Origin of the sequence: Agathobaculum massiliense (genome assembly GCF_900291975.1) — a bacterium.
Taxonomy (GTDB): Bacteria; Bacillota; Clostridia; order Oscillospirales; family Butyricicoccaceae; genus Agathobaculum; species Agathobaculum ammoniilyticum.
This window is the reverse complement of sequence record NZ_OMPN01000001.1, coordinates 1,700,736-1,714,573: the sequence shown is the minus strand read 5'-3', so window position 1 is coordinate 1,714,573 and position 13,838 is coordinate 1,700,736. Positions and strand designations below refer to the sequence as shown.

Below are 13,838 nucleotides of genomic sequence, written 5' to 3'. Positions count from 1 at the left end.
GAACTCTCTCTATGCTTTTCTGCTGAGGCGCTGCTGCATATATGCATGCGCATTATTTTCCAGCGTATCATCCAACGGGGATAGCGGCTGAACAACATCGTATTTCCGTTGTATCGCCTTCTGCAGGATAAAATCACACAGCTCCGGATTTTTGGGAAGCAGCGAACCATGCGAATAGGTGGCGAACACATTTTTATAACGCGCCCCTTCGGTTTGATCCTCGCCGTTGTTGCCGTAACCGCTCAGCACCATGCCCAGCGGCGCGACATCTTCGCCCAGATAGGTTTTACCCGAATGGTTTTCGAACCCTACCACGATCGTCCCGCTGCTTTCCGGCGTTGTGCGGAACATATAATTGCCGATCATACGCTCTTTGGCGCCTATGGTATGGATATTGATTGCTCCGATAAAATCCATCTGACTGCCGTCCCAGGTTTTATAATACTGACCCAGCATCTGATAGCCTCCGCAGATCGCCAAAAACACCTTCTCATCCTCGACCGCCGCACGGATGTCCCGCGCCTTGCCGCCCGCCAGATCACGCAGAAGGACCTCCTGCTCGAAATCCTGACCGCCGCCGATAAAAAAGATATCGTATGCCTCGATATCCAGAGGCTGCCCGATCGAGCATTCCTCTATATGAGCCGCCATACCGCGTGCTTCCAAGCGCCTTTTCATCGTTATGATATTGCCACGGTCGCCGTAAAGATTGAGGATATCCGGATATAAATGACAGATATTCAGTTCCATTTCCCGTCTCCTCCATTATTCATAAAATGCCTTGATATCCGTATGCCGGCTGATCTCATTGCGCAGGTCGAACATTGCCGTATAGGTCGGCATCAGAAAGGCTGGCGTTTCATCCGCGCCCACGCGATCCAGCAGGGTCTCATACTCCCGCACGACCTCCAGTCTGTCTGTCCGGAAGCCGGCATATTTTAAGCGGAGCGCCATATCGTCCGCACGGACGCCAGAAACCAGGATCTGGGTGAACCGTTCCTGCTGTTCCGCCAGCGCCTCAAAATCAACGTCCCAAATCCAGCTGATATCCGTTCCGTCCGCAAAGCGGTCATTCAGAAGAAACGCCAGTTTATAGCTGCCTTCGTCATGCGCGATCAGGTTGATGACCTGATTAAAGCCCGCCGGATTTTTGACCAACATCATCCGTGCCTGTGCTTTGCCGAGTGTAAACTGCTCTGCGCGGCCAAAGCCGCATTCAAATTGCCCCAATGCGCTGACGGCCGTCTCATCGTCAATACCGGCGACACTGGCGGCCGCGGCCGCGGCCGCGGCATTATAAATATTGTAGCCGCCCGGCAGATTCACATGTACGTCGTACTCCCGTCCGCAGATATCCAGCACGATATCAGAGGCATCCGCACCAGCCGTCAATATCTGGGTGACCGCTATGGACGGCGTTTTTCTGCCATATCCGCAGTTCGGGCAATGGAACCCCCCCAGATGGCCGTATGTCACATAATCATACTGATACTCGGTTTTGCAGTGAATGCAGTAGGGGGCGTCTGACAGCTCGTGCGCCGCATGCGTATAAATCGGCACATTGACGCCAAACCAAACCACCCTGTTAGGGATCTTTTCAGCCAGCGAGGCGGTAAGCGAACAATCCGCGTTCAAGCACAGCACAGCGTCCGGAATATGCGTGATGCCTTCCCGAATAGCGTTGAGCGTATGGGTGATCTCGCCGTACCGATCCAGTTGATCCCGAAATATGTTATTGACTACCAGGCATTCTACCGGCAGGAATTCGCTTGCTTTCCGGAACGCGGCCTCGTCGCATTCAATCAGCGCATGGGTATACCGACATTTTCCGGAAAGGGAACAATACTGAGCAAATACCGCAATAATGCCGGTCAACAGATTTGCGCCGGATTTATTGGAAAAATATCGAAATCCTGCATCCGAAAACGCCTGTTCAATCATGCGGGAGGTCGTGGTTTTGCCGTTTGTGCCGGTCACAACGGTTACTTTGACACTCTGCGATAGCTCTCCCAAAATATTTTTATCAATCTTCAATGCAAGCTTACCGGGCAGGTTGGTCCCGCCGCGTCCCATTTTGCGCAGCAGCGCACCGGATACTTTGCATATTATAACGGCTATCCTGGTTTTGAGCTTCATAAGCTGCCCTTTCTGTTTGTAAAATGATATATAAAAGTATACCGCATTTTGTATCCTTGTACAAGCAGGGGAAAACAGAAATAGTGTTTCTGCACAAAATAATTGCAAAATTTTTTCTGAATCGTGGAAGCCGAATTTGGCTGTTTGTTTTGTTTATTATTGATTATCCAAAATTTCCCTAACACGGAAAAGTTTTTTATTAAGACAGTTTTGACTGCATTTTGGTAATTTCCTCTATATTATGTGCAGTATCGCGCCATCAGAAAAAGGTTCTCGCACTGGTACTGGCGTTCGCATGCGCGTTCACCATGTTTGCCGGTGCGGCGTTCACGGACGAGGCGGACATTAAGGCCACCGACGCCGTGAACATGCTGACGGCGCTGGGCGTAATCGAGGGCGACCCCGATGGCTCCTTCCGTCCGGATGCAACCGTTACCCGTGCGGAAATGGCGAAGATGATCTTCGTTGTCCGCAACAACACCATTGACGACTCGGCTTACGAGAACAACTCCTCTAAGCTGACCGACATCAACAGCCACTGGGCCAAGGGCTACATCAAGTTCTGCGAGTCCCAGGGCATCATCGCCGGCTACGGCGACAACACCTTCAAGCCCGACGCGACCGTAACCGGCGTGGAGGCTGCGAAGATGCTGCTCGTTCTGGCAGGCTACGACGCTGACAAGGCTGGTCTGGTAGGCCACGACTGGTCCACCAACACCCTGCGTTACGCTGGCTCCGCCGGTATCCTGGACGACGTCAACTCCGGTCTGGAGTCCGGCCTGCCGCGCCAGTACGCCGCGCAGATGATCGCAAATACGCTGGACACCAACCGCGTGAAGTGGTCCACCGATTCCGACTCCTTTGACGACATCCTCAACGGCGGCGTCAAGGAGACTGTCGGCTCCGCTTACATGGGCCTGTCCTACGACTACGGCACCCTGACCACGATCACCAGCGACTCCCTGACCGTCTTGATCGACGACAGCTATGATTCTGATAACTACCATCAGTCCACGAAGTACACGGACGTTACTTTCTCCAAGGTAGGCACGGACTACTCCGACCTGCTGGGCCAGAAGGTCAAGGTCATGTTCAAGGATGGCAAGACCAACAATGTCCTCGGCGTTTACGCGATCTCGGACAACACGGTTTACGAAACCTACCTGAACAAGACCGAAATGGACGGCGAAAAGATCAAGTTCGGCGGTTCTTCCTACTCGGTTGAGGACATGGATAGCACCGCTAAGGGCGTTCAGATCGACGTCATCGTGGATGGCGCTACTGCTGCCAAGACTGACATCACCGATTTCGACGACACCGCCATGTTAGACGGCAATAACCTGAATAAGGTTTCCATGAACAAGGTTGTCTTTGTTGACACCAACAGCAACAACAAGATCGACACTGCGATCATCACCACCTACACCGGCGGCGAGGTCACCTATGTCGGCTCTGACAAGATCACCTTTGCTGGCGAGTCCTATGAGTTTGACGATGAGAACATTGACGAAGAGATCGTCAAGGACGACTTTGCAGTTATGTCCAAGAACCTCTACGAGGACTGCAAGGACATCGTCCGCGCGGACATCCTGACCACCGAGCTGACCGGCATCAAGGAGAAGGACGGCTACTGGCAGTATGAGCTGGACGGCACCTGGTACAACGCAAAGGACGAGGCCGATGTTGATACTGGCGACACCGTTAAGGCTTACGTTTACAACGGCATCGCGCTCGACATCAGCGCGGACGACAGCAACGGCGCGATTCCGGATGACATCGCGGTCGTAGTCGGCGTTTCCAGCCATGTTGATTCGCTCAACGGCGATCAGGCGAAGCTGCGCTTTTTCAACGGCACCACCAAGACCGTTACCATGTCTGACGACAGCGTAAATCCCAAGCTCGGCAACGCTTACAAGGTTTCCGGCTCGGATTCTGACTGCAAGCTTGAAGTAATCGACTCCAAGAAGTACAACGGCTATCTGTCCCTGCTGGGCAACGGCAAAACCGATTATACGTCTACGCTGACCGCTACCGCGGGCAACACCGACACAATCGCGAATGAAAAGGTTGCTGACGACGCTGTCATCATCCTGTACACCGAGCTCGGCCGCTCCAAGCAGATCAACGGCAAGCAGTTCAAGTCCCTGAGCGAGGACGCGAAGGGTGTTAAGAATGCACCTGCGACCGCGGTATTCACCAAGGAAACGGATGGTCTGAACCGCGTTAAGCTGGCGGCGATCAAGGTCAGCAGCACTGATTTGGTCGGCGAGTCCTCTGACAACTACGCTTACATCGTAACAGCGGGCGTCAAGGCTTCCGGCGGCGTTAAGTACACCATCTGGACCGGTTCTGAGAACGTGACCGTTACCGAGGACATTTCTTACTCCAAGGATACCCGCGCCAAGGGTACCCTGATCGGCTACTCCGATATCGACGAGGATGGCATCATCAACGACGTTAAGGATTACGGCACAATCAAGGCTGCGGATGATGTGAACAAGGGTGATACTCTGAATCAGGGCGAGATGTACCGCGGCGGCAACGAAGCCAGCGTATCCAAGTACATTGCGATCTATGGCGCGCAGTTCAACGTAACCGCGGACACCACGGTTCTTCTGGTTGACTCCAAGGCGGACGACGACAAGAAGATCGGCCTGGAGTACACCTACGGCGACAAGCTGCCGGAGGGCTCCAAGTACAAGGATGGCGCAGACGACAAGTACCTGGTCAATGCGTTCTGGATCATGGATGAGACTGGCGACGACGATGCAGACATCGAGGTTCTGGTCATCGACTCCACCGGCGCGTTCGACGGCTTTGAGCTGGATGATGTGAATGCGCCCAAGCTGACCGCTGTGAAGACTTCCGGCGATGCATCGACCACAAAGGGTACGGAGGCAACTCTGAAGTACACCTTGACTGCTTCCAACTATGCAGCAGATGCAGCCGATGTTACTACCTCTATCAATTCTGAGGATAACGTCAACATTACTGCTTCTGGCGATGGTACCTTTGCTGTAAAGAATAACGGCACGCAGGAAATCATTGTAACAGTTGGTACTTCCACCGCAATCGGCACGTATAATATTCAGATCAAGGCGGGCAATACTGTTCTGCTGACAGATACCTTTGAGGTTACTGCAAAGCCGGTTGCCACTCTGAATGCTGTTACTGCAAGCGACAGCACCACAACGTTTACCGAAGCTGGTAAGGTCAAGGCTGGTGTACTGGATACCATCGTTGGCAAGCTCAAGAAAAATGAAACCACTAATGTGAAGGCTTCGTTTAAAATTGTGGCTAACGATCGTCCGAGCGCAGATACCTCTGTTTACACTCCGGTTGCAGGTGAAAAGGTTACAATCACCGCTACCTTTACTCCGGATGCAGACTACGCAATTACTGCTACCGCAGCTCCGACTCTGGCAGGCACGAATGCTGATGCTGACTCGTTCAGTTTAACGAATGGTATTGCAACTGCAACTTATACGTTCACTGTTGTTGCGTAATTTTTTCACAACAAAAAGAGAAAACCCCCTCTTTCGAGGGGGTTTTCCCTTTTCATTTTAAGGCGATATAGACGTATTTTATATCTTTGGCATTTATCCGTGACTTGTCGCCGGGGCTGTTCAGACGAAAGCCGGTTTGCGTAAGCAGGCAATAGTCCGGTTGTTCAGACTCCTCGACCGGAAACGCAAGGAACTGATAGGTGTAACCGGTGGAACCGGTCATTCCGTCCGCGCGCATGATAAACACCATTTTGGGAGCAAAGCCCAGCGTTATCTCGCGGGGATACACACCATCGCCTGTGTAGGTGCCGAAATACAGGTCGCTTCGCCGCATCAGGTTTGCGTCCAACTCATCGGACAGCATTTCTTCTGTAATCGTGTCCCCGAACGTATCCACCACGATGCCCTCCACACGCGCCTCCAGCCGTGAAGCCTCGTCGCAGATTCCGTTCACCGCCTGCCGCAGCTCCTCCGGACTGCTGTCGAACCGCGCTTTCAGCTCGTTTGCCGGCAGGCTCGGCTGGTCGGGCAGGTCGGTGATTTTGTGTGTGAATTGCGTGATCTTGTGGTCAGAAAAAGACATGGTTTCCTCCTTTTTGTCGGTGCCGCCCGCGCGCGTTCCTTGGACAGCGCGCGCGGGCGCGCGTGGGGCGGAGCCGCCCCGTCTGGTTTTTCATGCGGGGAAAGTAAGCAACCGTTATAATAGCCCAAAAAACGGAAAGCGCAAGGGCAAGTATTTGCCCTTGCGCTTTTTCCCGTTTCTGCTATTCTGATAGACGCTTACTTTCCCGTGTCGGTGCAAACGGCGGGCGGGGAACCCCTCACGCGCGCGCCCGCGTGGTCAGAGGAACGCGCGCGAGGGGGAACTCCGGCCGCCCCAAACAAAAGGAGGTTTTTCATGTCATTCAGCGATCATAAAATCACAGCGTTCCAGCACAAAATCACCGACCTGCCCGACCAGCCGAGCCTGCCGGCAAACGAGCTGAAAGCGCGGTTCGACAGCAGTCCGGAGGAGCTGCGGCAGGCGGTGAACGGAATCTGCGACGAGGCTTCACGGCTGGAGGCGCGTGTGGAGGGCATCGTGGTGGACACGTTCGGGGACACGATCGATCGGGAGATGCTCTCAGACGAGCTTGCCGCCGAGCTGGACGCAAAAGCAACCCAGGCCGCGCTGACCAGTGAAACCACCGCGCTGAAAAACCGTGTCAGCAGCCTGGAACAGGCGATGCCAAAAAGGGCGCAGGTCATTTACGGCACCTATACCGGCGACGGGACGGAAAACCGGTTGATTTCCCTTGGTTTTAAGCCGTATCTGGTCATACTTGCGCCAACGATAGGCAATTTTGAAATGCTGGAAACGATAACGGTATGTCACAGGCTCTGCGGTGGCTCCCCTCCGGAACTTTCCGAGTCCCACCTGACGGAAAACGGCTTCCGCGTCTCCGAATCGGATAGTATGAGCATCAACCGCAGCAACAACCCCAACGAATCCGGAAAAACCTACGGTTACATCGCCTTTGGGCTGTAAAAAGGGAAAACCCCTCTCATTCGAGAGGGGTTTTCGTTATACGGATTAAACCGTCTGATTATTCACAACCAGAGTGAGGGTGGTGCCATCCGGAGCAATAGTCGCGGTAGCAGTCTGGCTAAAGAGCTGAACGGTATCGTAGCTGCCGCCGGTGAAGGTGTAGCCTTCCGCAGCAGTCAGGATAACCTTTACAGAAACCTTATCGCTGGTAGCGACAGTTTCCGAATCGCCCATCTTGGTGCCAGTCGTGTCAGCAGCCTTGTACCACTCGGTTACAACGTTGCCGCTGTTAACGCCCGTGCTGGAGCAGCTAGCCTGCGCCTGGGTCGGGTTCTGACCATTAGCAATCTTGGTCAGGTTAACGGTCGGAGCCGCAACCACAGCAGTAACAACCTTGATCGCCTGCTCGGTCTTCTGATCGCCCAGGGTAACAACGATCTTGTAATCGCCAACCTTGGTGGTGGCCTTGGTCGCTACCGTAAAGGTCTTAGCCGCAGCGTTGTTGTCAGTGATCAGAGAGAGGTTGCTCTTGGTCACAGTGAAGTCAGCAGACTTGTCAGTGCCCTGATTGTCAACAACCTTTACGTCCGGGGTAAGCATCCAGGCGTTCTGGTAGCCAACCGTACCGGTGTAGGTCTTAACGGTGCCGAAAGTAGCGTCGTCCGTGGTGTCGTAGCTGGTCTTCAGGACAACGTTGCTCGCTTCCTTGTTGATGGTGAAGTTACTGTCAACAGTCTTGCCGTCAACCGTTACCTTCAGCGTAGCGGTGCCTTCCTTCTTCGGGGTGCCCTTGATGGTCACAACGGACTTGCCGTCGCTGTCGATATCGGTAGCCGAAGCGGTCAGGCCGTCAGCGTTGCTCAGGGAAACGCGGACAGAGGTGCCCTTGTTGATGTTCTTGGTCGTAACGGTCACGTCCATATCAACGGACTCGCCAACTGCCACGTCATTGATGGAGCCGATCTTGACGTCAGAAGCGTTCGCATCCTCGCCGTCAACAACGCCACCGGTGGTGTCAACCGTGTAAACGTCGTTGTCCAGATACTCGCCCTGATCGATGATCAGCAGCTCGATCTCGTCGTCGTTGCCGATTACCAGAGCGTTCGCCAGGTAGTCGCCGTCAACCTTCTGCGCTTCCTTGATCTCGCCGTCCTCTACGCCGATCTCCAGATCCTTGTCAGCATCGGTGTCGATGTAGAATACGTCGCTGCTGCTTACCTTGTCCAGCTCAGACTGGCTTGCGCCAACCGGCTGCTTCGCAAAGATCGCAGTATCCTTCTTGTCGTTTACGCTGGTTACAGCAGTGAACGTAATGTCAGAAGCGGTCAGATGATCCACGTCGTCAATTACCTTTACGCCGTCCTTCTCGGTGAGCGTATCGTAGCCGATAACGGTGCCCTTCGCGCGGTCGGAAGTGCTGTTCTTGTCCTCCTGAACCGTTACATTCTCAGAACCGTTCCAGAAGGTGTACTCGATCGTGCTGTTGTCTACCTTGTAGGGCTTGGTAACAATGTAGCCGTAGTTGCTCCAGGTCTTGACGATGCCGTCCAGGCTGTTGACTGCAACAGCCATAGCGCCGACGCGGTCAATGCCGCTCATGCTGCCGTAGAAGCCATAGATCTCAGAAGAGTTAATGATCTTGCCGTTAGCCAGAGCCTTGAACTGCTTGCCGGAGATCTTCTTGGAATCGTTGCCGGAAGCATCGTCGCCAATGTTGGTGGTGCGCTTCGGCAGGAACAGCAGGACTTCTGCGTCGTCGTCAATGGTGTACTTGCCCAGAGAGTTGAATGCGTTCGTGCCGGAGGTCTGCTGCGAGCCCATGTAGGTCATGTCGCCGTAGTACTCCTCGTACTTGCTGTCAGCAACGCCATCCTTCAGGGCCTCGAAGCTGTACTCGTCGCCGGATACGTCGTAGCCGTAAACGGTGCCGGTCTTCAGGTCATCCCACTTGATCGTGCTGTCGCTGTCGACCTCAACCGTCTTGGTGGTGCCGTCGAAGAACGCCAGCTTGACTTCGTTGTCGATGCCAGTGGTGCCCTTGTTGACGATCATCGCAACTTCGTCAACCTTACCGTCCGCCTTGCCGGAAACGCGCTTGACATAGAACATGATGTTGTTGACAACAACATACTCTACCTCGTTGCCAGCCTTAACGGTGTTCAGGTCGGATTCGCTTGCGGTGGACTGAACCTTCGCAGCGCCCTTGAACCAGTCGTCGCCCACGCGGTACTCGTTGTAGGTTACCTTGCTCGTGGAAACGTCGCCGCCGTCAAAGAAGATGTTAGCAGACTGGTTGTCGCGCAGGCCGTTCAGGGTGCCGGTGGACATGTCAGCCTTAACAATATCCTTGTTGTCGTTGTACAGGTTCTCGGTGATAACGACCCAGTCGTCCTTGGCGATACCGTCCGCGATGTTCTCATCCGCGGTCTTGTAGGTCTTGCCGCTGGCAATGATCTTGTCGGAAGAAGCGTAGGATACCTTGGCAACGTTGTAGGTGGTAACGTTCAGGGTATCAATCTTGCCGTTGCCGTCGGTATCGACGAACGTGTACATGTTCGGGTTCAGCTTGTTGTTGTCCAGCTCGTCGAGCGTGGTGCCTTCAGCAACCTGGCCGTCGATGTAGGTAGCGATCGCGTCGCCCTTGTTGGAGTCGTAGATGGTCTTGTTGTCCGCGTCGCCGTAGAACTCAACAGAGTAGGAGGAGCCGCCGAACTTGACCTTGTCGCCGTCCTTCTCGGTGCCGTTTGCAGCAACCGTGTAGGAGGTGTTGTCAGAGATCGCGTAGATGCCGAGGACGTTGTTGGTCTTGCCGTCCTTGAACATGACCTTGACCTTCTGGCCGAGCAGCTTGGAGTAATCCGAGCCTACCTTGGTGAAGGAAACGGTCTTGTAATCCTTGGACTGGTGGTAGTTGTCGGAATCATAGCTGCCGTCGATCTTGATGGTCAGGGAGTCCTTGCTCATCTCGGTCATGGTGCCTACGTCGTAGGACAGGCCCATGTAAGCGGAGCCGACAGTCTCCTTGATGCCGCCGTTGAGGACGTCGTCAAAGGACTGGGAATCGTCGGACCACTTCACGCGGTTGGCTTCCAGCGTGTTGTAGATCATCTGCGCGGCGTACTGACGCGGCAGGCCCTGCTCCAGGCCGGAGTTGACGTCGTCCAGGATACCGGCGGAACCGGCATACTTCAGGGTGTTGGTGGACCAGTTGTGGCCTACCAGACCAGCCTTGTTTGCGTCATAACCGGTCAGAACGAGCAGCATCTTCGCAGCTTCCACGCCGGTTACGGTCGCGTCGGGCTTGAAGGTGTTGTCGCCGTAGCCGGCGATGATGCCCTGGGACTCGCAGAACTTGATGTAGCCCTTGGCCCAGTGGCTGTTGATGTCGGTCATCTTCGAAGAGTTGTTCGCGTAGGCCGAATCATCAATGGAGTTGTTGCGGACAACGAAGATCATCTTCGCCATTTCCGCACGGGTAACGGTTGCGTCCGGACGGAAGGAGCCATCGGGGTCGCCCTCGATAACGCCCAGCGCCGTCAGCATGTTCACGGCATCCTTGGCCTTTATATCGGCCTCATCCGTGAACGCCGCACCGGCAAACATGGTGAACGCGCATGCGAACGCCAGCACCAGTGCGAGAACCTTTTTGAGATTCTTCATGGGGTTTTTTCCTCCTTTAAAATTTTCAGGCGATTGCTCGCCCTTATTACGTTGACAATCATACCATGCGGGAATAAATGCGTCAAGAAGATTGCGTGAAGTGTAACAAACGGGTAATATTACGCATCCGTGACTGTCACAAAATACGAAAATTACGGGATTATATATAATAAGGTAAGCGCGCTGCATGGATATGCGCGTTTCGCGTGCTGTGTTACGACGCCCGCTCGAACATCTGTACCGGGGGGTATACCGTCTTTTTCCATAAAAATCATACAGAGGATAGAATAACCATAAAACTGGATTTGTCAAGGGGAAGTGTTCCACCCGTCTCCGCCGCGCGGGGGCAATCCGGCGGACGCGGGCGCGATCGGATGCAGGGCGGAAAAGGGCGCATTTTGTCGTCCGGCGGCAGCAGGAAACCCCCAAACCGGCTGGTTTGGGGGCTGATTTCCTCTGTTTCGACCGGAATCACGGCTTTAGAGCCGGTGAACGTGCGGTCATTTTTGATTTTTCGTTCAGATGGTGCGCACCGAGATCATTCCGTCGATCGCGCGGAGGGCTTCGAGGTTGGCTTCGGTGGGCTGCTCGGCCGCGTCCACGATGGTGTAGGCGTAGTCGCCTCTGGAGCGGTTGCCCATGTTCTCGATGTTGCACTTGACCGCCGCGGTGATGGAGGCGATCATGTTCGGGATGTTGCGGTGGATCATGCAGATGCGGTAGCCGCCCTCATACGGCACCTTGAGGTTGGGGAAGTTGACCGAATTGCGGATGGTTCCCTTTTCGAGGTAGTCCACGATTTCCTTGACCGCCATTTTCGCGCAATTGTCCTCGCTCTCCGGCGTGGAGGCGCCGAGATGGGGCAGCGTGACCGCGTTTTCCTGCGCAAGGATCGCGTCAGAGGCGAAATCGGACACATACGCCGCGACTTTGCCGCTTTCGAGCGCGGCAGCCATGGCCTGCTCGTCAACCAGCTCGCCGCGGGCGAGGTTGACGACGCGCACGCCGTCCTTCATCTTGGCGATCGCCTCCGCGCCGATGATGCCGCGGGTGTCCGCGAGCAGCGGGACGTGTACGGTGATATAATCGCAGTTGGCGAAGATCTGGTCCAGCTCGGTCACATGCTTGACCGAACGGGACAGCGCGAGCGCGCCGTCAACCGAGAGGAACGGGTCGTAGCCCCAGACCTCCATATCCAGGCCGACCGCGGCGTTGGCCACCTTGACGCCGATCGCGCCCAGTCCGATCACGCCGAGGCGCTTGCCCGCGATCTCAGGGCCGGCGTAGGTCGCCTTGCCCTTTTCCGCGGCGGGGCCAATGTCCGGCGTGCCGGCAAGGCCCTTGACCCAGTTCGCGCCCTGCACCACCTTGCGGGAGGCGAGCAGCAGCGCGCAGATGACCAGCTCCTTGACCGCGTTGGCGTTCGCGCCAGGGGTGTTGAACACCACGATGCCCTCTTCGGCGCAGCGGTCGAGGGGGATGTTGTTCACGCCCGCACCCGCGCGCGCGATACACTTGAGGCTTTTGGGGAACTGCACGTCGTGCAGCTTGGCCGAGCGGACAAGGACCGCGTCATAGTCCTCAAAATCCTCCGAGCAGGCATAGCCCGCCGGATCGAGCTGATCGAGGCCGATTTTGGAAATTTTGTTATACAGCTTTACGTTAAACACAGGAATCAATCCCCTTTACTCTTTTGGAATGGACGGGCGCGGCGGGCGCGCCCGCGGATCAGGCGTTTTCCGCCGCGAATTTCTTCATGAAGTCGATCAGGTGCTCCACGCCCTCGACCGGCATCGCGTTGTAGATGGAAGCGCGCATGCCGCCGACCGAGCGGTGGCCCTTGAGGTTGCTCATGCCCGCTGCCGCGGACTCCTTGGCAAATTTCGCGTCCAGCTCGTCGTTTCCGGTGCGGAAGGTGACGTTCATGTGGCTGCGGGACGCCTTTTCCGCGACCGCCTTGTAGAAGTCCTGGCCGTCGAGGTAGTCGTACAGCATGCCGCTGCGCTTGGCCGCCAGCTCCTGCATCGCCTTGACGCCGCCCATCTGCTCGACCCACTCGAGCACGAGGCCCAGCACATAAATGCCGTAGGTGGGGGGCGTGTTGTACATGGATTCCTTATCCGCCATGGTCTTCCAGTCCAGCATGACCGGATACTTCTCCAGCGGGTAATGGCCTAGCAGGTCCTCGCGCACGATGACCACGGTCACGCCCGCGGGGCCCATGTTCTTCTGCGCGCCCGCGTAGATTACGCCGTATTTGGAAACGTCCACCGGCTTGGAGAGGATGTTGGACGACATATCGGCCACGAGCGGCACGCCTGCCGGGGTTTCGGGGTCGTACTGGTACTCGGTGCCGTAAATGGTGTTGTTGGCGCAGATGTAGAAGTAATCCGCGTCCGGACGGATGTCCAGCTCGCCCTGCGTCGGCACGCGGTCGAAGTTGCCCTCCTTGGAGGAGAACGCGACATGGATGTCACCGAATTTGACCGCTTCCTTATAAGCGTTGTTGGCGAAGTTGCCCGTGATGGCGTAATCCGCCTTGCCGGTGCGCATCAGGTTCATCGGGATGGCCGCGAACTGGGTCGTCGCGCCGCCCTGCAGGAACAGCACCCGATAGTTCTGCGGGATGGAGAGTACGCGGCGCAGCGCGGCCTCGGTTTCCTTGATGATCGCGTCATATACTTTAGAGCGGTGACTCATCTCCATGACGGACATGCCGGAACCCTTGTAGTTCAGCATTTCGGAGGCACAGCGCTCAAGCACGGGTACCGGAAGCATGGACGGGCCTGCGGAGAAATTGTAGATACGATTGTCAGCCATAGTGAATAGTTACCTGCCTTTCAAATTTCAACATGCTGTTCCAAAAAAGAACGCAGTATTCATTATAATATAAGGGAAAGATATTTACTACGGGAATATAGCCCAAAAATCCATCTGAAAAAGACGAATGTCTGCACATTATGGACAGAGCGTGTGCGGAAGGATTTGCCAAGCGCCCCGCGCGCATG

8 protein-coding genes are annotated in these 13,838 nt (G+C 55.4%); 2 read left to right on the top strand and 6 right to left on the bottom strand.

The window, feature by feature from the left end; translation table 11 throughout:
• Positions 1 to 9 precede the first annotated feature (9 nt).
• Both DBQ51_RS08750 and DBQ51_RS08745 read right to left on the bottom strand, forming a co-directional pair.
• Complete coding sequence (locus DBQ51_RS08750) at positions 10 to 750, bottom strand: type 1 glutamine amidotransferase (protein WP_054328568.1); 741 nt, start codon at positions 748 to 750, stop codon at positions 10 to 12.
• Positions 751 to 765: 15 nt separating this feature from the next.
• Positions 766 to 2,136, bottom strand: a complete 1,371-nt coding sequence (locus DBQ51_RS08745) for a Mur ligase family protein (RefSeq protein WP_107631320.1) — start codon at positions 2,134 to 2,136, stop codon at positions 766 to 768.
• A 221-nt stretch (positions 2,137 to 2,357) separates the two neighbouring features.
• On the opposite strand from DBQ51_RS08745, the gene DBQ51_RS08740 reads away from it, so the two are divergent.
• Positions 2,358 to 5,642, top strand: coding sequence for an S-layer homology domain-containing protein (locus tag DBQ51_RS08740; RefSeq protein ID WP_159068131.1), 3,285 nt, complete (start codon positions 2,358 to 2,360; stop codon positions 5,640 to 5,642).
• A 52-nt stretch (positions 5,643 to 5,694) separates the two neighbouring features.
• Here DBQ51_RS08740 and DBQ51_RS08735 read toward each other — a convergent pair whose 3' ends face one another.
• Complete coding sequence (locus DBQ51_RS08735; protein ID WP_107631318.1) at positions 5,695 to 6,225, bottom strand: hypothetical protein; 531 nt, start codon at positions 6,223 to 6,225, stop codon at positions 5,695 to 5,697.
• A 315-nt stretch (positions 6,226 to 6,540) separates the two neighbouring features.
• On the opposite strand from DBQ51_RS08735, the gene DBQ51_RS08725 reads away from it, so the two are divergent.
• Entirely contained in the window at positions 6,541 to 7,170 is a 630-nt protein-coding gene (locus DBQ51_RS08725) for a hypothetical protein (RefSeq protein ID WP_107631316.1), read from the top strand.
• 45 nt (positions 7,171 to 7,215) lie between these two features.
• Here DBQ51_RS08725 and DBQ51_RS08720 read toward each other — a convergent pair whose 3' ends face one another.
• From DBQ51_RS08720 to serC, 3 genes are all read right to left on the bottom strand, one after another.
• Positions 7,216 to 10,830 carry an S-layer homology domain-containing protein gene (locus DBQ51_RS08720; RefSeq protein WP_159068130.1) on the bottom strand — a complete coding sequence of 1,205 codons (3,615 nt, stop codon included), beginning with the start codon at positions 10,828 to 10,830 and terminating at the stop codon, positions 7,216 to 7,218.
• 518 nt (positions 10,831 to 11,348) lie between these two features.
• Complete coding sequence (locus DBQ51_RS08715) at positions 11,349 to 12,500, bottom strand: 3-phosphoglycerate dehydrogenase family protein (protein WP_054328511.1); 1,152 nt, start codon at positions 12,498 to 12,500, stop codon at positions 11,349 to 11,351.
• 58 nt (positions 12,501 to 12,558) lie between these two features.
• The gene (serC, locus tag DBQ51_RS08710) at positions 12,559 to 13,650 is read right to left on the bottom strand and encodes a 3-phosphoserine/phosphohydroxythreonine transaminase (RefSeq protein WP_054328510.1); all 1,092 of its coding nucleotides are present in this window, start codon (positions 13,648 to 13,650) and stop codon (positions 12,559 to 12,561) included.
• Positions 13,651 to 13,838 lie beyond the last annotated feature (188 nt).